This is a genomic window from Anabaena sp. CCY 0017 (assembly GCF_963920885.1).
GTDB lineage: Bacteria > Cyanobacteriota > Cyanobacteriia > Cyanobacteriales > Nostocaceae > Nodularia.
In genome coordinates, this window is record NZ_CAWUDG010000003.1 from 352,605 (window position 1) to 377,534 (window position 24,930).

Consider the following 24,930-nt stretch of genomic DNA (forward strand, 5'->3'; position numbering starts at 1 on the left):
TGCGCTACCACTGCTCCTGTACTAATGAGAACTAAAATCTATCATGTATAATGTCTTTTCACTCTGGTGGTAATTTTTGTACTGTGTTATAATTCAAACGTATAAAATTGTATTGTGAAATGCGGTTATCCGATAGATAATATAGAAAAATTCTTTGATTTTGCCCTGATAGGCATGATACAACTGTAATAGTTCTAGTTATATACACTATCATCAGCTAGTAAAGCTACCTAAGTAGACAAACTAAAAGTGAGAGGTGGGTTGATTAGATAGTTATTACTGATGAGTTTTTGATACATATTGAGGTTCATAAAACAGTGCGCTGTAAAATTTCCTAAATTTTTAGCCAGTGGTGTAGTAAAAAAACGGAGACTTAGGACTCATTAAAACTACGTCCCTTATAGGCGTGGTATGTCAATAATTAAATATTTATAGATACCTTCGTTACAGTTAACCCTGAGTTTACCTTTAAACAAATACTTAAATAAATAAGTCTAAGTTGGGTAAATAATAGCAATTTCATGATGAGGAAATTTCCTAACCTGGGAAAAAATACTTGAAGAGGACTGTATGAATTTTAGTTTGATTTTTGCCAATTATCCTCACAGTATATGGCTATATGACCAAAACAATGGGCAGTTTTTAGATGTCAATGAAGCTGCTGTTATTAAATATGGCTACTCTCGCGAAGAGTTTTTGCAAATGCAAATAACTGATATTTATTCTCCAGAAGATGTAATTTTATTACAGAAATACTTAGCTGAAAAAGATTCAGGATCAAACTTATCTGGTCAATGGAAACATCGTCAAAAAAATGGCAACATTATTTATGTTGAAACTGTTACACACGCAATAAAATATGGTAAATATAATGCCCATCTCGTAGATATTCAAGATGTAACAGAAGGAAGAAAAATAGATAGAAACTTTCAGGAAGATGAAGATAGATGTCGGTCAATTTATCAAGCCATTCCTGTACCATTAATTATTTCCCGTGCATCAGACGGTTTAATCTTATATGCAAATCCAGAATTGCTGCAAATATTTCGTTGTTCAGCAGAGGATTTAGCCAATCGCCCAGTATCAGATTTATACTATGATCCGGCGGAGAGAAAAGCGATTTTAGCAACGCTGAATCAACATGAATCAGTTCAGAATTATGAATTGCTACTTCAGAGAGCAGACGGAAGTAATTTCTGGGCGATCGCTTCATTTCAGTATTTAATTTTTAATGGGGAATCGGCAATATTAGCTATATTCTCGGACATTACAAAACGTAAGCAAGCTGAACTAGCTTTTAAAGCTCAGGCTGAACGCGAACAATTGATGCGAACAGTAGCTCAACGAATTCGGAAATCTTTAAATCTGCAAGAAATTCTGAATACTACAGTTGAAGAAGTGCGGGATTTACTCCAGGTTGATAGAGTTGTAGTTTATCAGTTCGCCCCAGATATGAGTGGCACAATTATGGCTGAATCGGTGGGTTCAGGATGGACAGTGGCTTTAGGGGTAAAAATTGAAGATACGTGTTTTCAGACAGGTGGAGGTGTAGAATATCGCCAGGGACGCAAGCGGGCGATCGCTAATATTTACGATGCTGGATTGACTGATTGTCATCTGCACTTGTTAGAACAGTTTGAAGTCCAAGCTAATTTAGTCGTACCGATTCTGCTCAAGATAGACGAAGAAAATACTGGCTCACGTTTGTGGGGTTTATTGGTAGCTCACCAATGCTCTCGTCAGCGAGATTGGGAAGATAATCAACTGGATCTGCTTGATCAACTAACAGTGCAGATTGCGATCGCCATTCAACAATCGAGTATATTCCAACAAGCTCAGAATGAATTGGCTGAGAGACAAAAAGCTGAAATGAACTTAAGAACTGCATTAGTAGAAAAAGAAGTTCTCTTAAAAGAAATTCATCATCGAGTTAAAAATAACTTACAAATTGTATCGAGTCTCTTACAACTCCAGTCTCAAACCCTCAAAGATCCAGAAATCAGCCGAGTCTTCCAAGATAGCCAAAACCGCATTGATTCCATCTCTCTAATTCACAAAAACTTATACATTTCTCCTAATATTGGCAAACTAGATGTTGTTGATTATGTCCAGAATCTGGTAAACAGTATCCTCATGTCCTATCAGATAGAACCAGGCAAAATTTCCCTAGAAACTAATATAGATCCAGTCCATCTAAATGTTGATCAAGCTATTGCCTGTGGTCTGGTAATTAATGAATTATTATCGAATTCTCTCAAACACGCTTTTCCTAAACAACAAACAGGCAAGATTACTATTGATTTACATGATATTGGTGACAAAATTGAAATCATTATTCAAGACAATGGCGTTGGTTTGCCAGATAATTTAGATTGGAGTAATGCTGATTCTTTAGGACTTTCATTAGTTTATGACTTAGTGACAGAACAAATAGAAGGCCGCATTACAGTAGAACGTCATCATGGCACCATATTCAAAATACAGTTTCCCCATCTAACTTTGCATCAATAAATCTCAAATGGATCACGTGAAAATTTTAGTCGTTGAAGATGAAGTTATTGTAGCTAGAACCATTGCCAATCAACTGAATCAGTTAGGGTACATGGTTACGGGTAAAGCTTCTTCAGGAGAAGTAGCGATCGCCAAGGCATTAGAAACTAAGCCACAACTGGTTTTAATGGATATTATCCTCAAAGGTAAGATGGATGGAATTACAGCTGCTGCTACTATTCGTGAGCAGTTAGATATTCCCGTAATTTTCCTCACAGCTTATGGTGATGACAAGACTTTACAACGTGCTAAACTCACTCAACCCTTTGGATATGTAGTTAAACCATTTACTGCCAAAGATTTAAGAATAGCTGTTGAAATTGGTTTATTAAAACACCAACTAGAACAGGATTTGCGAGAGAATCGAGACCGATTAGCCACACTTTTAAACTCAATGAGCGATGCTGTCATTGCTACCGACGAGCAGGCAAAAGTGACATTCATGAATCCGGCGGCTGAGTTGATAACTGGTTGGAAGCAAGCAGACGTTACGGGAAAAGATATATCAAAAATTTTTAATCTTGTCGATGAAATTACAGACGCTGCACTAGAAAATCCAGTATTAAAAGTCCTTCGAGAGAAAAAAGTTGTTTATTTAGGTGAATTCACATCTCTGATTGCCAAAAATGGGCATAAAATTCCCATTGGAGATAGTGCTTCACCCATTATGCGGCGAGCTAATCAGATAGATGGTGTAGTAATTGTTTTCTGGGATCTCAGCGAACGTCGGCAAACAGAAGTGTTAGAGCGAGCATTGAATCAAGAACGCGAACTCAACAATCTCAAGTCCCTATTTATCTCTACAGTTTCTCATGATTTTCGTAATCCCCTCACTGTAATTCAAACAGCCGTGGAACTCATAGAAATCCAGGGAGATAGTTTAACAGCAGCCAAAAAAAGCACTTACATCCGGCGAATTAAAGGTGCTGTAGAATCCATGAAACAATTAATGGAAGATGTGCTGTTCATGGGTAAGTCAGATGTAGGAAAAATTGAGTGTCATCCCCATTTAGTCAACTTAGAGCAAGTATGTAGAGAATTTATTGAAGAATTTTCTCTGATTACTAATGGTGAAAATCAAATTATCTTTACCTGTCATAGTAAATGCACAGATGCTTTGATAGATGAAAAACTCTTACAGTACATATTTATTAATTTAGTTTCTAATGCAGTTAAGTATTCTCTTGAACACGGAAATATTCAGGTTGATTTAACCTGTGATTACCTAGAAAAAGTAGCTATTTTGCAGATTAAAGATCAAGGAATTGGCATTCCTGAAGCAGATCAGAAGCGACTGTTTGAGTCATTCTATCGAGCTTCTAATGTCAAATCAATTCAGGGTACAGGATTGGGCTTAGTAATCGTCAAAAGGTGTGTGGAAGCTCATCAGGGTCAAATCAGTGTCACCAGTCAAGTTGGTGTCGGTACAACATTCACAGTAATTTTGCCCCTGAGTTGGGAGAGTGCTGAGTGCTGAGTGAGTAGGGGCGGGTTTAAGCAATTAGTCTGTGGTTTGTCGAAATCCTTAGTAAACCCGCCCGTACAGAAGTAGGGCTTGCTGAGTAAGTTTCTTCTCCCCTGCACCCTGCACCCTGCTCCCTGCCTCTTCTCCCCTGCTTCTTCTGGGTTTCCAGTTAATTCTCTTGTCGTACACCATCTACAACAGGTCTAACTTCGTTACCAGAAAATGGATTTGTCCCACCAGTCCAGTTAAAGTCGCTAATGCGGATGCTGAAACCTCCTAATTCCAATACTGGGTTATAACGCAAAGTTATTCCATAGGTACGACGGCTATATTCTAAAATATAATCGGTGCTAGTTTGTTTACCAGTGTCTAAGTTAATTGTTGTTTGAAAGCCTAACCGAAATGGCCCATAAACTTGCTGTGAGAGACCCGCACCTAGGACTTTATTATCAACTGATCGATCAAACAAAAAGGGTGATAATCCGCTATTGAAGCCCTGAGAATAAGTTACATTAAAAGCAGTATAATCTAAGTAGGGTCGAGAGAAATTACCAAATTGTCCGATTAAGCCAACTGCACCAGTTAGGGTACTTTGATTTTCGTTATTAGTGTAATAACTACTAGTACCTGTGAGACTGGCAACTGTTTGTAAATAAGGAACTACAGGGTTTGCTGTGTATTTTAATCCCTCAGTTGCGGTTGGTGGTAATGGTTTACCCTGCCATAGCAAAAAGCCTTTACTGAGGCTAGCACTACCTTGTAAGCGACCGAGAGAAATTCGATCATTTGTCCTGTCTGCCTCTAGTAAGTCTAGGCGGTCGGTGTTGGCATTGATGTATTGTGCGCCTGCTTGATAGTTGAAGTTAACACCACTATTACCTAAAGGAATAACTGGAGAGCTAATTAGACCACCAATACTACTTTGAACAGTTTGAAAGCCAAGAGTACCGTTATACAGGCGATCGCGATAGTTATATTCTAAATTTAATATGTGGGGATTAATATCGCCTAATTCCTGGCGCATTCGTACACTCGTTCGTAAAGAGTTTTCTATTTGGTTTAAGTCAAGACTGGTTAATTCACCAGTACCTTCAATTGTGGCTCGTGGACTTAAAACGGCATTTAAACTCGCTTTTAAACCAAATAAAGCCGCTAAATCACCAGTGCCTTCTTCTAAAGCCTTTTGCACAAATAGTTGAGGCGTGATTCTCAAACGCGTCTGCTCATTATCGATTGGTGTGAAGCCCCGTTCCACAAAAAAACCACCACGCCTGTCCCCATCAAAACCGGGGGAAACTATAAATGGTGAAGCATCCCGTTCCAAACGGTCAAGGGTTTGTCTATCTACCGGAATTGGGATAGAAACTTTTTGGTCAAAGACTAAACGCTGTCCTCTTGTTGTGATAGTTTCTACTAAAGGGGACTCTTGGGTTGAAGTAACTTGCGATGCCCGTAACTCTAATTCTGGGGGCGAAAACGGGTCGTTAGTAATCCGGACATCTTCTGCTTGCCAACCTCGTGGATAAAACTCAATAAGTTTCGCTTCAAACCGCAGTCGCCTGACTGTACCCCCTGCTGCTGGCGTAGGGATATTACTTGCTTGTGTACCACCTAATGTAAAGTCAATACCGCCTGGGCTACTAATACCGGAAAGGGGCTGGTTTCTTCTAACGCGATCGCTCAGAGGACGCTGAAGATCACCTGCTGTGATCTCGGTGGGTGAAAAAGCCAAATCTGTTTGGGATGAGGGTACAAATATTTCCCCACTACCGTTTTCGATTTCGCCATTATCTTGGATGAAATTATAACTAAAGCGTTCTCCCCGTAATACTTGTTCCCCTCGTGTTAAGGCCACATTACCTGACCCCACGGCAATTAAATTATCTAAATTTACTTGCAGGCGATCGGCATCCACCACAGCCCCATCAAATCGCACGACGACATTACCTTCTGCGGTAATAATTCGCCGTTGTTGATCATACTCTTGCCGATCTGAAATCACTTCTACAGTTCTCTGTCTCGCTGGCGGCGTAGTTGTAGGCTGTTGATCTGGCTGGATAGGGGATTGGATTTCTATAATTGAAGGAGTTGAAGCTTCGCTGCTGAGGTCACGAGACTTGAATTCTAAAGTATTTTGTACTGGTTGAGAACTTGGGAGATCATCGGGTTCATCAACAACAATATTGATGCTATCAGGAAATTGTTCTCCAGGAATATTACTTTCCTGCTCTTGTAGAGTGGTTTTTTCCGCTACGACTTGCACCTTGGGTGTAGTAATGGGTGCATCAAGATGTTGTTCTAAGTAACCAACTGCCTGGGGTTGACCCAAACTTTCAGCACTTTTAGAAGCAGTGAAGGGAGAAAATTCTGGTGGGAAACTTTCTGGTGTATTGGGTGTAGCTAGAGTTTTAGCAGATAAGTTATCCCTAGTGGCGTTGATGGGAGTTGACCAAATCAAAGCAGCTTCAGAATCTGCCACATTTGGGATTTGTCGAACTTCCTGTAGTATCGGCGATTCTTCTTTGCCTTCTTGAGTATTAGTCTGATTGGTTACAACTGAGGGAAACTGAGTATCACCAGCATAGGGAATAGAATTTGCTGATGGTACTGGTTCGACAATGGGAAACGTTGCGGCTGGCGGAACTGGATGGAGCATATCTAGGCAAATCAAGCTAACAAATAGCCAATTAATAGCCGGAAGGATAAATTACACCTTTTGCCTTCCGACTTTTGCTTTTTGCCTCAATATAGCAAGCTGCCAAGAGAAGGAGGTTTGGTGTTGTCCGTCTTCCGGCAGTTGTAGATAATTTATCGCAATCCTACTCTGAATCCCGCCGTCCGGGGTTACGAGCTGGATCATTCGACAAAAATCCGAAGACGAAAATAGCCACAAAGAAGGCAACAACAATATAAACAGCGATTTTTAAAGTCACCATACAAATATCTCCAAAGGGTGTGAGAAAAAAGTTTCTCTCTCAGTATCTGCTATACAGAAAAGATAACTACCTTATCTTACCGAAATCTCGTCCCTTTTTGAGATGACTCTGGTTAATGCCCCTCAAATTTTTTACGCTCGTTACTTTGGAGACGTTTACTTACAGCAGAAGTTTCCAGTTGTGGCGACAAAATAGCTATTTATTTCGATATTTTTCTCTCTACAGTCTGCCATGTCTCATTGCCAAACCGCAACCCATTCCATTCCCACATTACCCACCGCCCGTGGCTCTGCGGTCATTTATGATTAGTGAGGGGTAAGATAATTTGTTTTATTCGGTGCTTAAGAAGCCACCAAATCTTTAGTGACTCTGCTTTTGATTACTCGTGCGGGCGCACCTACGGCCACAGAATAGGGGGGAATATCTTTATTCACAACTGCTCCTGAGCCAATAACACTGCCTTTACCGATAGTAACGCCATCTAACACCGTTACCCCATGCCCTAGCCAACAGTCATCTTCAATCACGATTCCTTTACGAGTTATCCCTTGGTATCTCATGGGTGTTGTTGGGTCGGCAAATTTGTGGCTATTGGCATAGATTCCCGAATGGGATGCAATCATACAATGCTTACCAATTTTGATGTTTCCAGGCCCAGCTATACAGACATCGGGAGCGATAAAAGTTTCATCATCAATGGATATGCAAGTGTTATCCATACAACCAATATCAACGTAGCGCTCAAGCGCCACGCCATTTCCTAAATAAATTTTATTATTTGGGTGTCCTTTGGCATCCATGCGTACACCTTTAAAGATATACACCTCATCACCCATCTCAATGGCAGAAGTTCCCAGAAATTCCACACCGTTCTGAATATAAACTGGTTTACCCATCCGAGAAAATATTCTCCGATATACAAAATTTCGCAGTTTGGGACCCAAGGCAATTGTTGGTATATCTCCCAATAAAGTAGTAATTAATAATTCTTGTAATCGTTGCCATTTTGAAAAATATTGTTTGTGATTCATGATCAACTATCTCTGGTAATGAGTATTTTTGAAACCCTTGAATACTTGTTTCAAAGTTATCTAGTCTTTTAGCAGTACCATTTGTACTGATATTTTAAAGTCATCAAGTTAATTTTTAGAAATCCAGAAAAAATCCCCCAATGATTAGTGAAGCTTCTATTTGCATAGAAAACTTATTTCTGAATTCGATTTATTTATGAATCTTCTAGCTTTCATGCAGATAGATTAATTGACATGGGTAACTGACCTGAATTACTCTGCACATTACTCACCTTGAATTATTAAAATTGTCTAGCAATTTTGCGTATCATTGCAAGGCTAATTAATAGTTAACAGCGTCACATACCAAAATTATCCAATTTCATAATTTGGTATTTTAAAATATGTCAATTTTGTGGCGAATTTGATATGGATAAAGGTACTGCTGTTATGTGGTTCTTTTGATTCCAGCAGCTTTTTGTCAACGACAAAATTGAACAAGCTTTTTTCAAGTAACTTACATTTTACAGGTTTACTGGGTTATCTCAAATTTTCCAGATAATTACCACACATTAAAATGCAATTAGCATTGAATTTGTATTAATGTTGCGATACAAGTCAATTACAGTTAGGGTGGAGTGTCACCAACTTCAGCCATTACATTAAAATTTGCCATCGGTGCAAACAAATAAGCGCTTCCACGATTGCGATGACGACTTTCTTGCAACGAATTTCTAGAGTATGCTGCGCTAATCATGTTGCACACCGATGAGTTATGGGCAAACCAAATCACAATTTTAATTACATCAAGATTTTTTGTGATAGTTGTTTTTAACAATAGCACATTTTTTTTCGTTGAAACACTTTTAATAAAGAAATTTGATCCAATTTGGCTAATCTAATTTAATTAAGAATTAAAACAACATTTGTGCTTCCGTAGCAATTACTAAGTGGTATTTTTTGATTTCGATCAAAACATACAATTTTTTAACTTAATATGTTGCACAATATGAGGTTTACTATATATATTCGAGAAGCGGTCGCTAAACATTTAAAAAAATAATACCTTTGAGATAATGTCAGTATATTATAACTATGGTTAGCTATTTTACCAACAAATAACTGTGATAGTAAATTTGCTTTTATATGTAATTTTTTACTGAATCATGCAATCAAGGCAAATAGTGCCTGCGGATAATCACTAGCACCGAAACTAGCGAAAATAATTGCATAAATCGGCTCAATTATTAGCAATTAAAGTAAATCAGCCGAGCCAATATTTAACTTCTTTCACACTCTAGATATATCTGTCAGGATAATATAACAATTATGATGAAACATCAAAAACGTGGTCGAGCATAAGTATTGGTAATAATTGAGTCAAATCTGCGATAATTTCTCTTTTCTGCTACCTAATCCCTGCGGACAATAGCTACGCTTAGAGATGATTGGGTCATTAACAATTACTGCATACTGAGTATCAATACTGCCATAAGTTATCTGACTATAGCTATGAAAATTTGAATGTGTAAATCATTTAAATTTGCTACTGGAAAACAAATATGTAAGTTGCATTTTTATAGTGGAGCGTGTGACTCACCAAAGAAAATATAAAGAACCGCATTCTCTTATAAGACGCTACGCAAACGCGTTGATGATTTTAAAGAATTAGATGCTTTGATGATTTTTTAGTAATCTGTCGTAGGTGGTAGTTTTACACAAAAATTACGGATTCACAAAGCGGGTTTACCTTTCCAGCCCTAAAAGACTTGATCTAATAGTGAAATTTTCGGTTTGTGCGTTTGGTGATAGCCTCACTCAGCGACTTTTTAGCAAAAAAAAGACCAAATCACTGTTGTAGATGTAATTTGGAGAATTTATTTGTGTAAAATCCTTGAACGTGAGTATAGCTCCAAATTCTCCTGAATATAGATAGGATTGATACTTATTTATTTAATTTTTCTTCATGGAGCGATCGCCTCTCACAAACTCATTTCAGTCATATTGGTAGCAAAAATCACAAAAATCCGCAAATAATTAAAAAAAATTAAAAAATTACCTAAACCTTGTCCATCATGAAAAGTGGAGTTTTTGTCATTGCGACGTAAGGAAGCAATCTCACCATCTTGACTAAAAACTACGGGTCTCAACCTAGACGAGGCTTAAAGTCTGACCTGACAAATAATAATTAAAATTTAATATACTAAGTACATATTTGAGGGTAATCCATAGACTTACAAAAGCCCTTAGTGTAAACTTTATCAGCGATGGAAAGAATAACTCTCAATGCTGAACAAAGTCATCCCCATTTTACAAACACCGTAAAAAGAATTGGCCACATTGGGTAGAGACAGTAATACATACGTAAACAATAGCCAAAATTAAACTTGGAGTTTTACCGACCTATGCAGCCAATTCGCACATTTAACGTTTCCCCTTCCCTACCGTCGCGACTCGAACCTCTGCGACAACTAGCATATAACTTGCACTGGGATTGGAACGTTGAGAGTAAAGATTTATTTCGTCGTTTAGATACCGATTTGTGGGAGTCTAGCCGCCACAACCCCGTGTTGATGCTGGGTACAATTAGTCAAGCACGGCTTTTGGAAGTTGTCGAAGATGAAGGCTTTTTAGCACAAATGGATCGGGCGGCTCGCCAGTTAGAAGACTATCTAAAAGAGCGTACTTGGTATCAGAAACAACGTAGCCAAAAGCCAAAAGAATGCTACGCCTATTTTTCGGCTGAATTCGGACTGGTAGATTGTTTACCTGTTTATTCTGGCGGTTTGGGTGTTTTAGCGGGGGATCACCTCAAATCTGCTAGCGACTTGGGCTTACCTCTGGTTGGTGTCGGCTTATTGTATCAGCAAGGATACTTTGCTCAATACCTAAATGCAGATGGTTGGCAGCAAGAACGCTACCCCATGAACGATTTCTATAATATGCCCTTGCATCTTGAGCGTAATCCTGATGGTTCAGAATTGCGGATTGCGGTAGATTATCCAGGACGCAAGGTTTACGCTAGAGTGTGGCGCGTACAGGTGGGAATGGTGCCACTTTATATGCTGGATACCAATATTGAACCCAATAACCCTTATGACCACGACATTACAGATCAGCTGTATGGTGGCGACATCGATATGCGGATTCACCAGGAAATTATGCTGGGGATCGGTGGTGTACAGATGTTGAAAGCATTGGGTTATGATGTGACTGCTTACCACATGAATGAAGGCCATGCGGCCTTCTCGGCCTTAGAGCGTATCCGCATCCTAATTCAGGAATCCAGATTGAGTTATGACCAAGCTAAACAGGTGGTAGCTTCCAGCAATATCTTTACCACTCACACACCAGTACCTGCGGGAATTGACTTGTTTTCTCCCGATAAGGTTTTGTATTACCTGGGGTACTATGCCGAAATCTTTGGCTTACCTAAAGAGCAATTTTTAGGACTGGGGCGCGAAAATACAGGAGATTTATCTGCACCTTTCAGTATGGCGGTATTGGCCTTGAAGATGGCAACATTTTCTAATGGTGTGGCTCAGTTACACGGTGTGGTATCACGCCAGATGTTTCAGGGTTTGTGGAAAAAGGTACCAGTGGAAGAAGTACCTATTGCCGCAATTACCAATGGTGTTCATGCTCGCAGTTGTGTGGCTAAATCAACTCAAGAGTTGTACGATCGCTATCTAGGGCCAAACTGGTCATCAGCAGCACCAGAGAGTCCATTATGGGATCGGATTGATACGATCCCCGATGAGGAATTGTGGCGCAATCATGAACGCTGTCGCTTAGACATGGTTGTATATGTCAGAGAACACTTGGTCAAGCATTTGCGCGATCGCGGTGCTTCTGCTTCGGAGATTGACCAAGCCCAAGAAGTTCTTGATCCCAACGTTTTAACCATTGGCTTCGCACGACGTTTTGCTACCTACAAACGCGCCACTCTCTGGATGCGTGATTTGAACAGAATCAAGCAGATTTTGCTAAGTAACAAAGACCGCAAAGTGCAGTTTGTGATTGCTGGTAAAGCTCACCCCAAAGATATCCCAGGGAAAGAACTGATCCGCGATATCAATCACTTTATCCATGAACAAAACTTGGAAAAACAAGTGGTGTTTGTGCCTAACTATGATATTCACATTGCTCGGTTAATGGTAGCTGGTTGTGATGTCTGGTTAAACACACCACGCCGTCCACGGGAAGCTTCCGGTACTAGCGGGATGAAAGCCGCAATGAATGGATTGCTGAATTTAAGTGTTCTTGATGGCTGGTGGGATGAAGCTGATTATGTCCGCACTGGTTGGTCAATTGGACATGGTGAGAATTATGATGATCCCAATTACCAGGATGAGGTAGAAGCCAACGCTCTCTACGAATTATTAGAGAAGGAAGTTGTACCTCTATTCTACGAGCATCAGGATGTTGATGGTTTACCTCGGTCGTGGATTGCCAAAATGAAAGATGCAATTCGCTTGAATTGTCCTTTCTTTAATACAGCCCGGATGGTAGGAGAATATGCTCAACGGGCTTATTTCCCAGCCAGCGATCGCTTTGCAATTCTGACTGCGGATAATTACGCCCCAGCGAAGGAATTAGCTAGTTGGAAATCCAAACTCAGCGAACACTGGTTTAACATCAAAATCAAAGATATTGATGTATCAGCAGATGCCGATATTGAAGTGAACCAAACTGTCGCTGTCAAAGCCAAGGTTGATTTAGCCACTTTGACTAATGATGATGTCCGGGTAGAGTTATACCAAGGTACGATTGATGCCAATGGTGATATTGCTGATGCTATACCTGTGGTCATGGATTACCAAGGACAAGATCCACAAAATTTGAGTGTTTACACGGGCAATGTTACCTATACCACCTCTGGTTTGCAGGGCTTGTCTTTGCGTGTGTTACCGCAGCACCAACACTTAGCTAGTCCTTATGAGCCAAGATTGATTGCTTGGGCGGAATAAGAGTGCTGAGTGCTGAGTGGGGAAGTGGGGAAGGAATTTCTCTACTTCCTTAGCTTCTAGTTTCTAGCCCTATTTTTTCGGGGATGACTATGTAGCCGGTGGTGCGATCGCCTAGCACTAGGTTACGTTGTTCTCCCCAATACCACCAATGGGCTGCTACATACGCACAAATTAAGCTATCTAGTTTGTCTTCGGCTGCTTTGAGTGCTACTCCTGTGGTGGGGATTTCGGAATTAAAGGAACCACAGAGGCGCAGTGAACCAGCGCTGCGGGAGGGTGTCCCTCCGCAGGCGACTGGTGAACCCGAAGGAAGTCGCAGAGAGGGAGTTAGAGTGGGGAGAATGTCGAAAATATAATTTTGCAATCTAATTAATTCTAAACGACGCTCATTGATGCGTCCTTTTTTATATTTAAGAATGCGTTCTAATTTGAATAAGTTAACTATTGCTGGATGGGGAAAAACTTCGATTTGATATCTGCCAAGTTTTTGGGGATCAATGGTGGGTGCATGGTCAAATCCACGCGATTCTAGTTCTAAGCCAAAGTTGACTGTGCGTTCTGCAAAGGGTAATTTCTGATTAGCTGGATAGCAGCCGGCGTGATATTTGCCAAAGTATTTGTGTGTGAGTTTATCGGGAAGACGACTCCCAATAGCATTGGGGATCAAGGTAGGCGCGTCTACACCAATTATGGCTGGTTCTTTTGGTTCTACAATTTTATCTATCCAGCTAAGAATATCTGCAATCAATTCTAGGCGGTCTAAATCTAGTATTTGCAGTTGTCCTTCTATTAATTCTAAACAGCATAAGCCGCTTGGTTGGGATTTCCAGCCTAAATCAACGCCGATAAATTTCATCTTTTTTCAGGGTAATCATACCATCATACTAGGTAACGAAGAACCCCAAAACTTGGCAAAAACACTCGCACCCAAATTCAGGACTGATACTTTTCAAAATGGGACAATATCACCGTACAGACTCTAGCTGATAAACCATATCTGATTGTGGTTTCACTTGATTTAATGCTGCTAATTGTGATTCGAGCAGCGCCTTCACCTCATAACGATACTTGAAGAAGTGTTCACTGACACCCAAGGCTGTAAAGTAATCGTACAATAAACGGGGTTTAGTTAGAGCGATCGCTACTAATTGCCACCAAAAACGAAACCGAGTTGAACGGACTACACCCTGTCGCCAGCAAATCGCCGCAAATAAACGCATCTCAGTCCTAGTTAGATGACGCTGAGTTTTACCCCGCCAACCATTCATCATGCGAAAATGGCGGAAAGTCCGCTTCAGGTAAGGTATTGGTTCATAAATGTTCCAAAATGCGGCGATGTATTCCTGTGTAATTTCTTCTATTGACCGCATCGGGACAAAGTTCATAATTGCACCTTGGTGAACTGTTCCTAAACCATCAAGCAGCCTTCCTTCCTGCTGGAGACGATTCCACATCGCTGTATTTTGCAACGCTTGCAGCAAGCTCAACATTCCTTGAGGAATACCAGTCTCTTCAATAAATTCTTGAATCCTTTGACCTGCACCAGGACGTTCATTGTCAAAGCCGATAATAAAACCAGACATAATCTGTAATCCTGCCCGTGTAATTTTGTGACAAGATTCAATTAAGTCATGACGTGTATTTTGAACTTTATGAATACCCACAAGACTATCTGTATCCGGGGTTTCGATGCCCATAAATAAGATAGTAAATCCTGCTTTTACCATCAACTCAATTAATTCGTCATCCTCTGCCAAATTCAGCGAAGCTTCGGTTATTAAAATAAAAGGATAATCATGTTCTTCCATCCAGGGAATCAGAGCTTTTAGAAATACCTTGGCATTACGTTTGTTACCGATAAAATTGTCATCCACCACAAAGACATATCGCCGCCAGCCTAAATCGTAAAGAACCTGAAATTCCTGGAGCATTTGTTCTGGTGTCTTGGTGCGAGGCTTACGTCCATATAAGTTGATAATGTCGCAAAACTCACATTGAAACGGACAACCACGGGAAAATTGAACTGTGATTGCTAAATAAGCATCAAGATTCAGTAAATCAAACCGAGCAATTGGTGTTTGGGTGACATCTGGTTTTTCTGGGGAGCGGAAAATTCCCTGTTGTTCACCTTTTGCCAGAGCATCTAAAAACATGGGAATAGTACATTCACCTTCATCTAAAATTAGATAATCTGCTCCCGCTTCCAAAGCAAATTCTGGTACGGATGTCGGAAAAGGTCCACCTACAGCCACTTTTTTGCCCAAGGCTACCCCTTGTTGAATCAGTTCTCGAAAATCCTGCTTCTGGATAATCATTGCAGAGATGATCACCAAATCACACCAATGCCAATCCGTATCTGTCTCTAGAGAGATATTGCGATCTACAAATCTAATTTCCCAATCACTGGGTAGCATTGCGGCTATTGTAATCAAACCCAATGGGGGATTTGTAGAGCGTAAACCAGCCAAATCAAGGGTTTCCTGGTAAGACCAGAAAGAGTTAGGCATAATTGGCCATATTAGTAAGGCTTTCATAAAGCACACACCCCGGAATAGGAATTTATTACTTCCCAGGTTACTGTTAGTTTTTCTAGTAAATATTAAGTTTTATTGCATTAACTTGTAAAAATTACACATATATCAGTTGAAGACAGAGGACAGAAAGAAAGCAGAAATTAGCAATTAGCGTATATCTCTGACTTGACTTTGAGGATAAAAGCAATAAACTCTAATGTGACACATCGTCCGTAGACTGATAGTCCTCAGATATTCACAATCGGTACATGAATGAGTCGAAAAAAAAGATTCTTTGTGCTTTGGGTTATCTAGTGAGGCAATACAGGACAGAACAGGGGATTTCACAAGAGGAGTTAGGACTACGTGCGAACTTAGACCGCACATACATATCCGGCGTGGAACGTGGAGTCAGAAATCCTTCCCTCACTGCTCTGGTAAGTCTTGCTAATGGCTTAGGCATTAGTGTTTCTATTCTTCTCAAAAACCTAGAAATAGAAGCCGATAAAATACAGTGAACAACCAACAAAATTTAGGAGAAACAATTCGGTATCAGTTGAATAAAGCCCCAACCCAATTGAAAGTTTTTAATTTGTTGTCAGATCAAAAATGGCATTGTCGTGGACATGAAACAAAAGAAATTGGATCTGACCAGTATGCAGGTGGGGGTGGTATTCAAGGATTAGAACGTGGAAACAAACAGCGACCTGGACTTGTAATTGAAACTGAAAGTAGATATTGTGAAATTTGTGGCAAAAAAACCAAGTGGGATCGTTGGACAGGTGAGATAAAATCAGCTAATTCGGCTGCTAATATACCAGCTTCGTTATTTAAAAGAATTCTCACAGTTTATTCATATATAGGTCCACTCATGGTTAATCTCCGGTATAGGAGTGTAGTCTGGTAAGTCAGAAATGGCTGACTCGATAGGTTTGTATTCTTCAATGCTTAATTGAGATTTAGGATACGGGTTTGGCATTCCAAATCTATTAGCAATAAAAATAGCTCTTGGTCGAATATGCGGCACTCCATAAGCAGCAGATTCGAGAATTGCCACAGAAATATGAGGATAACCAATAGACTTAAAAGCTTCAATAATTGCTGTCTTCACACTCCCTTTTTGAATTGTCAAAATACCTGGTACATTTTCCATCACTACATACCAAGGGCGTATTTCTGAAACAACACGTACAAATTCATAAAATAACCTATTGCGAGGATCTTTGGGGTCACGCTTTCCTGCTACTGAAAATCCCTGACATGGTGGACCACCAACAACAACATTTACTTCAGGTGAGCCAATTTGTTGCAGCCAATCTTGGGCAGAGAATTGTTCAATATCTCCACAGAAGTGATGACATTTTGGAAAATTTTTTTTGTGCGTAGCAGAAGCAATTGGGCTAATTTCTACACTAGCTAATGGTGTTAATCCCGCTTGTGATAACCCTTGTGTGATTCCTCCCGCACCACAAAATAGATCCACAAAAGTATATTTAGATAATAAACTTGGTACAGAACTAATATCAACAAATGTCTTATATTGATCGGAATTATCTCTATCTAGTTCGCGCTGAATACGCTCATAACGTCCTAACTTTGGCTGCTTTTGCTTTTTGATAGGATTACGCTCATCCTCATGAGGAAAAAGATCAAGTTGTGTTCCTTGCATTGGATGCTTGATATTAACGTCTGGCTAAGTGTGACATATTGTCTACAATAGATCAAGCATACCTCATCGTCAAAACCAGGGGCTAGACCACTGAAAAACATCTATTTTTGTCAGCGTACTGTCCAAAATACTTTAGATAAAATTATCACTTAAGAGCCAGTTGTCTGAGAAAGTGTCAAAATTGAATGAGTTTTGTAATCGCCACTTTATATAGGGCGGATTTGAGATAAATTAAGTTGAAATTTATGGGCAAGCAGCGTATTCTTTCTGGAGTTCAACCAACGGGTAATTACCATCTGGGTAACTACTTAGGAGCCATTCGCAACTGGGTAGAAGGTCAGAGCGAATACGATAATTACCTCTTTGTGGCTGATTTGCACGCGATTACAGTCCCACACGACCCTAAACGTTTAGCGTCTGATACCTATACCCTGATGGCGCTTTATCTGGCTTGTGGTCTGGATTTAAATCACTCCACTATTTTTGTGCAATCTCACGTCTCTGCCCACAGTGAACTGACTTGGTTGTTTAATTGCATTACACCTTTAAACTGGTTGCAAGACATGATTCAGTTTAAGGAGAAGGCGATTAAGCAGGGTGAAAATGTCAATGTTGGCTTGTTGGACTATCCTGTGCTGATGGCTGCTGATATTTTGCTGTATCAAGCTGATAAAGTGCCAGTTGGTGAAGACCAAAAGCAACATTTGGAATTGACAAGAGATATTGTTAACAGATTTAATCACCAATTTGGTAAACCTGATCAGCCTGTAATCAAGTTACCAGAGCCTTTAATTCGTAAGGAAGGCGCAAGGGTGATGAGTTTGGCGGATGGTACGCGCAAAATGTCGAAGTCTGATCCTTCGGATTTAAGCCGGATTAATTTACTAGACCCACCAGAACAGATTCAATATAAGATTAAGCGCTGTAAAACTGATCAGGTTCGGGGTTTGACTTTCGATGATCCGGAACGTCCAGAGTGTAACAACTTGTTAAGTCTGTATATGCTGCTGTCTGGAAAGAAGAAGGAAGAGGTTGCCGCAGAATGTCAAGATATGGGTTGGGGTCAATTTAAACCTTTGTTGACAGAAACAACAATTAATGCTTTAACACCAATACAAGAAAAATATCAGGCGGTAATGGCAGATAAAGCTTATCTAGACTCGGTTTTGCGGGAAGGGCGGCAAAAAGCTGAGGCGATCGCTAATCAAACTCTGATACAGGTAAAAACGGCTTTGGGCTATACTCTACCTCTTTAAAGGTTTCGCTTTTAGGCATAATTCGTTATAGCCTTTAAGGAAACCGAAACATTAATGTTATGCAGGATACCCAAAATCCCACAGTTTTAAATTCCTTTCGTCGCGCCGCGCAAGCAGGCGAATTTTTAGTTACCGCCGAGGTAGCACCCCCAAAAGGGGTAGATGTCACACTCATGATTTCAATGGCGGCGACCCTTAAGGGGAGGGTTCATGCTGTCAATGTTACCGATGGTAGCCGCGCCGTATTGCGGATGTCTTCTTTAGTAGCTTCAGTGATTTTGTTACAAAATGGCATTGAACCGATTTGTCAGATGGCTTGCCGCGATCGCAATAGAATTGGTTTACAAGCTGATTTAATGGGCGCTCATGCTTTGGGTATCCGCAACATTTTAGCTTTGACTGGTGATCCGGTGAAAGTTGGCGATCACCCCCATGCTAAAGCCGTGTTTGATTTAGAATCTGTGCGCCTGCTGCAACTAATTCGGAAGCTGAATCAGGGCGTTGATGATAATGAAAAGCCTCTGACCGATGGGGCGACTGACTTATTTGCTGGTGCGGCTGTAGATCCGCAGTCTGCCAGTTGGTCAGGCTTACAAAAGCGATTTGAACGCAAAATTGAAGGCGGCGCGCAATTTTTTCAAAGCCAGATGATTACAGATTTTGAACGGCTAGAAAAGTTTATGCACACCGTAGCCGTTAATTATGAGAAACCAATTTTGGCAGGGATTTTTCTGTTGAAATCGGCAAAAAATGCCCAGTTTATTAACAGGTGTGTTCCAGGTGTAAATATTCCCCCGCATATTATTGATCGGTTGGCGAAAGCAAAAGATCCCCTTGAAGAGGGAATGCAAATTGCGGCCGAACAAGTCCAAATTGCCCGACAATTATGCCAAGGTGTCCATATGATGGCTGTGAAACGGGAAGATTTAATTGCGCCAATTTTAGATTTGGCGGGAGTTACACCAGTGACGAATGTCAATTAAATAAGCAGTCAAACTCTCCCCTCTCCTTGGTAAGGAGAGGGGCTGGGGGTGAGGTTCTTTTCCGCACTGTTTCACCCGGTGGTGGCTTTGACAACTCATCCAGGTAGTGCGTAGCTTGCAGCCGTTAGGCATCGCTCATTTTTTTTGATGATAAAAAATTAAAATAAGTTAAGGAAGAAGGAAAACAATACAGTTTATGTCAACTGAAATTCAGACGGAACTAGATAAAGCCGTGGAACTGCGGCGCAATTTTGCGATTATTTCTCACCCTGACGCGGGTAAAACTACTCTCACAGAAAAACTACTGTTATACGGGGGTGCTATTCACGAAGCTGGGGCAGTTAAAGCCCGGAGAGCGCAGCGTAAGGCTACTTCAGACTGGATGGCTATGGAACAACAACGGGGAATTTCTATTACCTCGACAGTGTTACAATTTGCCTACCAAAATTGTCAAATTAATTTACTTGATACACCTGGACACCAAGATTTTAGTGAAGATACTTATCGCACTTTAGCAGCCGCAGATAATGCGGTGATGCTGATTGACGTGGCTAAAGGTTTGGAACCTCAAACGCGGAAGTTATTTGAAGTATGTAAGTTAAAGGGTCTGCCTATTTTTACATTTGTAAATAAACTCGACCGTCCGGGTAGGGAAGCACTGGAACTGCTAGATGAAATTGAGCAGGAATTAGGTTTACAAACCTATGCAGTTAACTGGCCGATTGGGATGGGCGATCGCTTTAAAGGTGTATTTGACCGCCACGAGCAAAAAATTCACTTATTTGAACGCAGCGCCCACGGTAGCCGAGAAGCCCGCGATACGATTGTAGATTTAGGTGATGCCCAAATTGCAGAACTACTAGAAGATGAACTTTACCAGCAATTAAAAGATGATCTCGAACTTTTAGAAGGAGTTGGTCCAGAACTGGATTTGGACTTAGTGCATCAAGGAAAAATGACTCCAGTGTTTTTTGGCAGCGCCATGACTAACTTTGGGGTAGAGTTATTCCTCAATTACTTCCTGAAGTATGCCCTGAAGCCTGGCGCACATAATAGCAGCATGGGTGAAATTCCCCCCACCTATCCTGACTTTACGGGGTTTGTTTTCAAGCTGCAAGCGAATATGGACCCCAAACACCGTGACCGTGTGGCATTTATCCGGGTTTGCACAGGAAAGTTTGAAAAAGATATGACAGTGAATCATGCACGCACTGGCAAAGTCGTTCGCTTGTCTCGTCCGCAAAAGCTTTTTGCCCAGGAAAGGGAATCGATTGATACAGCTTATCCTGGGGATGTGATTGGTTTAAACAATCCGGGTGTTTTTGCAATTGGTGACACTATTTACACAGGTCAAAAACTCGAATATGAAGGAATACCCTATTTTTCACCCGAACTTTTTGCATCTCTGAGAAACCCCAACCCCTCGAAGTTTAAGCAATTTCAAAAAGGGATTTCGGAATTGCGCGAAGAGGGTGCAGTGCAAATTATGTATTCAGCTGATGAAGCCAAACGTGACCCGATTATGGCCGCGGTAGGTCAGTTACAGTTTGAAGTGGTACAGTTTCGCTTACAAAACGAGTATGGTGTAGAAACCATATTAGAGTTACTACCCTACAGCGTCGCCCGTTGGGTGGAAGGTGGTTGGGAAGCTTTGAATCAGGTGGGACGAATTTTTAACACCACGACTGTCAAAGATAATATGGGACGACCTGTTTTACTATTTCGCAATGAATGGAATTGCCAACAGTTACAGGGAGATCATCCAGAGTTGAAATTAAGCGCGATCGCCCCGGTGTATTCTGGTCAACAACCAGTGGAGGAATAATTCACTTGATGGGACTAACCGGGCGCAATTGATATCCACGGTATTCAAGATTCGCGCTTATGTACCACCGTGGATCAGTTAGTAGACATTGGAGTGCCAATATTTCTATGCATTCAGATGGCGAACTGTCTTTGGAGGCCGGTTTAGTAGCCCTCAAACAAGAAAATTACCAACTTGCGATCGCTAAACTTACACCTGTTGCTAGTAATCCAGAAAATGCTAGCGCTAATTTACAGGCACGGGTTGGTTTAGTGATGGCTTACGCACGTCTTGGACAAATCCGCAAGGCTACTGTCTTATGTCAAATTCTCACTGAAAGCGAAAATACCCAAGTTAAAGAATGGGCTAGACTTGCTCTCACGTACTTGACAAAACGCAAAAAAAATACTAAGAATTCAACCAATTCGGCTACTAAATTTGTGGCTTTGGATAATTCGCAAAACTCTGCTGCATCAAAACTTGGGCAGAGCGTAGTCGAAGCCCACAAACCAAAAAATACAGTAGCAGAAACTACAGGCGATGGCAATTCATCGGCTGTCAAATCAGGTAACTTGCGGAATACAGCCATACCATCAGTTGACTACCAAAACACCATGATCGCAGAAGCACCTGCGAGCGTCTCAGGTAGTTTTTTCGGCTCTACCAGCTATACACAAACTCCATCATCCAGTATTTATTGGCGACAAGCAAAACGTGCCAAAGTCTGGCAACCATTGCGTAAGCCAAAGTTAATTCCCTTGAGGTTGCTAGCACTCGGTACATTTGTAAGTTTGTTTTGGCTCCTGCGAGAAATAGTTAATTTAGCCACGGGTTTTATTAATTCGGCTTTAATCAAACTACCATACTTACAACCATTACAGTTGCTCTACCGCAACCCTACCTCATTTTTATTGATAGTTTTATTCATTGTAATTGGACTATCACCTTGGTTGCTAGATTGGCTATTAGCAAATTTTTATGGACAGCAAGAATTGTCCAAAGATGTATTACATGGCCACAGTCGCGAAACAGCTAGGGTATTACAACGTTATTGCCAACAGCGTCGCTGGCAGTTACCTCAATTGCGAATTCTGCCCATAGCTGCACCAATGGCGCTAACTTATGGTAATCTTGCCCGCAACGCTCGAATTGTGGTCAGTCAGGGACTATTAGAGCAACTAGCAGATGATGAAATTGCTACTATTTATGCCACACAGTTAGGACATATTGCCCACTGGGATTTTGTGGTCATGTCTCTGGTGTTGCTGCTGTCACTACCAATTCATCGCCTCTATCAGCAAGTATCAACTTGGGGAAATAAGAAATCAGAAGGGATGTGGTATAGGCCAATCACCATTCTGACTAGTGTGATTTATGGACTTTGGTGTTTATTGACTGGAATTAGTTTATGGTTGTCGCGGTTGCGGCTGTACTATAGCGATCGCCTCGCCTCCGAAATTACTGGTAATCCCAATGCTTTGACTCGCGCTTTACTGAAAATTGCTATCGGAATTGCTGTTGATATCCAACAATCAGAACAAACTAGTTGGCATTTGGAAAGTTTAAATTTCTTCATCCCAGTCGGTTATCAGCAGAGTCTGTCTTTGGGTAGTCTTGCAGGTCAAATGCCCTTTGAAACTCTATTGATATGGGATACTCATAATCCCTATAGCCGTTGGTTTACGATTAATAATAGCCATCCCTTAATAGGCGATCGCATTCAACGTTTGAGTCAAATTGCCCGCCATTGGCATATAGACCCTGAACTACACCTAAATAGTCAGCAAAGTTTTCAGGTGAAGCGCCAATCTTTCTTATTACAAATCGCGCCCTTTTTGGGTATTCCCTTCGGTGTTGTGTTTGCGGGTTTCATCTGGCTGACGTGGCAAACTGCTTTCACGTTTAGGTTGCTAAATTTAAAGTGGATATACGACGATTGGACTTTTGTGATCGGCTGCTTACTCATTAGCTTTAGCATCGGCATGGTGTTTCGGATGAATTCGTTTTTTCCAGATATCAAAACTGCTAGTGTGCAGAATGATCACAATCTGCCCAATCTCTTAGTCAATCCATCGACTCTTCCTATTGATAGCATTAAAGTACGGCTTGCCGGTAAGCTATTGGGTCGTCGAGGTACTGGCAATTGCTTAGGACAAGATTTAATTTTGCAGTCTAGTACAGGGCTAGTGAAATTACACCACATTCCCTTGGGACAGACAGTGAATCCCCAAGATTTAATTGGTCGGCAAATTATAGTCACAGGCTGGTTTCGCCGGGGAGCCACACCCTGGATTGATATTCACACAGTACAAACTCAAAGTGGTAAAACCATTCATAGCCCGCATCCAATTTGGTCTATTGTTGTGGCATTTACTGCACTGCTTTGGGGTGCATACATCTTTCTTACAGGCTGAAGAAAGTGCTGAGTCAGGAAAGTGCTGAGTGAAGAAAGTTACGAGTAAGTTTCTTGCCCCCTGCCTCTTCCCTCCTGCCTCTTCTGGGAATGTAAATAAAAGTTGCAATTTTTATGAATGAGCGTTACATTTATTTACATAATCCTATAAAACTGAATTAGCCTGCGAATACAGCATAGTTATCGAAAATTGGCTAATTTGTGCAAATCTATCGTGATTTACCTCCCTATACAGCAGTTAATTTACCAGCCATTGGCTGGTTTTTGTTGCTGATAACCCTTCTTGAGAAAAAAAATGTATTTTATGCTACGATATATTAATGCTATCGCTGAAAATGTATGCTCTGAACTAGCTACGTAGATAATACCGTGGTAATGTAAGGAATGGTATTTAATTCTGCTGGCAAGGTCATCAAAGAAGATATTTACTTTAACAAGCCAAGGCTTATAAATTTACGATTCTTAGAATTAAGGTGGTATTAGCCGAGCGTTGTATACGCTTTTGTATTAAACAAGCTTCATCCCAACGAAAAACTGTATTGTATAGGTTGACAGTTTGGAGTAAAAAATTTGGTTTACGGCAGTCTTGGTCAATAGCATCTATTTAACAGCCAAAGCCAAGTGATTGTTTTCTTGCCTTGCCATCTTCGTTCAACTCTGGAGGTATAGTTCATGTCCGTTCGCCTATATATAGGCAATTTGCCAAAAGAAGAAATAGATCGTCAGGATCTACAAGCAGTTTTTGCCGAAGAAGGCGAAGCTGTGACTACAAAACTCATTAAAGACCGTAAAACAGGTAAATGCCGTGGTTTCGGTTTTCTCACAGTCAACAATGACGAACAAGCTGATCAAATTATTGAAAAGTATAATGGTCAATTGTTCAAAGAGACTCCGATAAAGCTAGAGAAAGCATTACCTCGCACCAAAGGCGAGGAAGGTGAAGACCAACCACCAAAACCAGTCAGTAGTGCTACCAGTCATCCAGCTCCTACCATCCAAAAAGAAGGTAGCCGTCGGGAGAAAGGCGCTAAGAAGTCGCGGCGTGGTGGCGGTGGTGTCCGGGAAACCAGCACAAGCGGTGGTGACTCAGATACTATTCGTCCTGATCCACGTTGGGCTTCTGAATTAGAAAAGCTCAAACAGATGCTAGCGGCACAAACTACAAATTGAGTCTGTGAGGATAGCAATTAAAACTTAGAAATTTCGGTTTTTAGATTTTAATGTAGTTGAAATTCTCAGCCCCTTTTTCAGTGAAGCAAAAAGGGGTACTTTACTTCCCACCTCTAAAACTGTTTTTGGAGGTGGGTTGCTTTTTTGAGATGATTTATCGATGATCTCAACTAACCAACCCCTAGAGACTG

17 protein-coding genes are annotated in these 24,930 nt (G+C 40.9%); 10 read left to right on the forward strand and 7 right to left on the reverse strand.

What is annotated here, in order from left to right:
• Nucleotides 1–570: 570 nt before the first annotated feature.
• Both ACM0OW_RS06050 and ACM0OW_RS06055 read left to right on the forward strand, forming a co-directional pair.
• Nucleotides 571–2,511, forward strand: a complete 1,941-nt coding sequence (locus ACM0OW_RS06050; RefSeq protein ID WP_414549128.1) for a PAS domain S-box protein — start codon at nt 571–573, stop codon at nt 2,509–2,511.
• A 7-nt stretch (nt 2,512–2,518) separates the two neighbouring features.
• Entirely contained in the window at nt 2,519–4,027 is a 1,509-nt protein-coding gene (locus ACM0OW_RS06055) for an ATP-binding protein (protein WP_414549129.1), read from the forward strand.
• 157 nt (nt 4,028–4,184) lie between these two features.
• On the opposite strand, the gene ACM0OW_RS06060 is transcribed toward ACM0OW_RS06055, so the two are convergent.
• The 4 genes from ACM0OW_RS06060 to ACM0OW_RS06075 form a co-directional block, all read right to left on the reverse strand.
• A complete protein-coding gene (locus tag ACM0OW_RS06060) occupies nt 4,185–6,671 on the reverse strand; it encodes a DUF3769 domain-containing protein (RefSeq protein WP_414549130.1) in 2,487 nt (828 codons plus the stop codon).
• A 163-nt stretch (nt 6,672–6,834) separates the two neighbouring features.
• The gene (locus ACM0OW_RS06065; RefSeq protein WP_280652617.1) at nt 6,835–6,951 is read right to left on the reverse strand and encodes a photosystem II reaction center protein I; all 117 of its coding nucleotides are present in this window, start codon (nt 6,949–6,951) and stop codon (nt 6,835–6,837) included.
• 341 nt (nt 6,952–7,292) lie between these two features.
• Nucleotides 7,293–7,982 carry an acyltransferase gene (locus tag ACM0OW_RS06070; RefSeq protein ID WP_414549131.1) on the reverse strand — a complete coding sequence of 230 codons (690 nt, stop codon included), beginning with the start codon at nt 7,980–7,982 and terminating at the stop codon, nt 7,293–7,295.
• A 607-nt stretch (nt 7,983–8,589) separates the two neighbouring features.
• A complete protein-coding gene (locus ACM0OW_RS06075) occupies nt 8,590–8,805 on the reverse strand; it encodes a hypothetical protein (RefSeq protein WP_414549192.1) in 216 nt (71 codons plus the stop codon).
• A 1,561-nt stretch (nt 8,806–10,366) separates the two neighbouring features.
• Here ACM0OW_RS06075 and glgP point away from each other — a divergent pair.
• On the forward strand, nt 10,367–12,931 hold the full coding sequence (gene glgP, locus ACM0OW_RS06080; protein ID WP_414549132.1) for an alpha-glucan family phosphorylase: 2,565 nt from the start codon (nt 10,367–10,369) through the stop codon (nt 12,929–12,931).
• Nucleotides 12,932–12,980: 49 nt separating this feature from the next.
• Here the strand turns inward: glgP and ACM0OW_RS06085 are convergent, their stop codons facing one another.
• Both ACM0OW_RS06085 and ACM0OW_RS06090 read right to left on the reverse strand, forming a co-directional pair.
• Entirely contained in the window at nt 12,981–13,787 is an 807-nt protein-coding gene (locus ACM0OW_RS06085) for a DUF429 domain-containing protein (protein ID WP_414549133.1), read from the reverse strand.
• A 109-nt stretch (nt 13,788–13,896) separates the two neighbouring features.
• Nucleotides 13,897–15,465 carry a B12-binding domain-containing radical SAM protein gene (locus tag ACM0OW_RS06090; RefSeq protein ID WP_414549134.1) on the reverse strand — a complete coding sequence of 523 codons (1,569 nt, stop codon included), beginning with the start codon at nt 15,463–15,465 and terminating at the stop codon, nt 13,897–13,899.
• A gap of 248 nt (nt 15,466–15,713) precedes the next feature.
• Between ACM0OW_RS06090 and ACM0OW_RS06095 the strand changes: the two genes are divergently transcribed.
• Together ACM0OW_RS06095 and ACM0OW_RS06100 are read left to right on the forward strand one after the other, a co-directional pair.
• Complete coding sequence (locus ACM0OW_RS06095; RefSeq protein ID WP_414549135.1) at nt 15,714–15,962, forward strand: helix-turn-helix domain-containing protein; 249 nt, start codon at nt 15,714–15,716, stop codon at nt 15,960–15,962.
• A complete protein-coding gene (locus ACM0OW_RS06100) occupies nt 15,959–16,351 on the forward strand; it encodes a hypothetical protein (protein ID WP_414549136.1) in 393 nt (130 codons plus the stop codon). The genes ACM0OW_RS06095 and ACM0OW_RS06100 overlap by 4 nt, the downstream gene beginning before the upstream one ends.
• Here the strand turns inward: ACM0OW_RS06100 and ACM0OW_RS06105 are convergent.
• Nucleotides 16,298–17,113: a DNA cytosine methyltransferase gene (locus tag ACM0OW_RS06105; protein ID WP_414549137.1), complete on the reverse strand. Its 816-nt coding sequence runs from the start codon at nt 17,111–17,113 to the stop codon at nt 16,298–16,300. The genes ACM0OW_RS06100 and ACM0OW_RS06105 overlap by 54 nt on opposite strands.
• A gap of 245 nt (nt 17,114–17,358) precedes the next feature.
• On the opposite strand from ACM0OW_RS06105, the gene trpS reads away from it, so the two are divergent.
• The 5 genes from trpS (at nt 17,359) to ACM0OW_RS06130 (ending at nt 24,739) form a co-directional block, all read left to right on the forward strand.
• Nucleotides 17,359–18,369, forward strand: coding sequence for a tryptophan--tRNA ligase (trpS, locus tag ACM0OW_RS06110; RefSeq protein WP_414549138.1), 1,011 nt, complete (start codon nt 17,359–17,361; stop codon nt 18,367–18,369).
• A 59-nt stretch (nt 18,370–18,428) separates the two neighbouring features.
• Nucleotides 18,429–19,352, forward strand: coding sequence for a methylenetetrahydrofolate reductase (locus ACM0OW_RS06115; protein ID WP_414549139.1), 924 nt, complete (start codon nt 18,429–18,431; stop codon nt 19,350–19,352).
• Nucleotides 19,353–19,548: 196 nt separating this feature from the next.
• On the forward strand, nt 19,549–21,177 hold the full coding sequence (locus tag ACM0OW_RS06120; RefSeq protein WP_414549140.1) for a peptide chain release factor 3: 1,629 nt from the start codon (nt 19,549–19,551) through the stop codon (nt 21,175–21,177).
• 107 nt (nt 21,178–21,284) lie between these two features.
• A complete protein-coding gene (locus ACM0OW_RS06125; RefSeq protein ID WP_414549189.1) occupies nt 21,285–23,570 on the forward strand; it encodes a M48 family metalloprotease in 2,286 nt (761 codons plus the stop codon).
• Between the two features lie 671 nt (nt 23,571–24,241).
• A complete protein-coding gene (locus ACM0OW_RS06130) occupies nt 24,242–24,739 on the forward strand; it encodes an RNA recognition motif domain-containing protein (protein WP_414549141.1) in 498 nt (165 codons plus the stop codon).
• The last annotated feature ends 191 nt before the right edge of the window (nt 24,740–24,930 follow it).